Source organism: Cupriavidus sp. SIMBA_020, from assembly GCF_046535395.1.
In the GTDB taxonomy this organism is placed as follows: Bacteria; Pseudomonadota; Gammaproteobacteria; order Burkholderiales; family Burkholderiaceae; genus Cupriavidus; species Cupriavidus campinensis.
On record NZ_JAWRWU010000737.1, the window covers coordinates 1 to 266 of the forward strand.

The window sequence follows — 266 nt, forward strand, 5'->3', positions numbered from 1 at the left end:
CGGGGTGGCGCGATACCTGGATGGCGTGGCGGCGGGACCATGCGGCGCTGGATGTCGCGGTGCTGGCGGGCAATCATGACCGTGCCCTGGATGGCCCGGCGTTCGGCGTGCGGCAGTTGGGCGAGACGCACATTGACGGCCCGTTCCTGTTCAGTCATGTCCCGCGGGCGGACCCAGACGGCCGGCACGTCATCGCCGGCCACATGCATCCGAAAACGTCCGTGCGCGGCGTGCCGCGCAGTTGGCCGGCGTTCTGGCTGCGCCCT

1 pseudogene is annotated in these 266 nt (G+C 71.1%); it reads left to right on the forward strand.

Annotation, left to right across the window (positions count from 1 at the left end):
• Positions 1 to 266 (forward strand): annotated as a pseudogene (locus SB751_RS31285) (phosphoesterase); the annotation flags it as partial.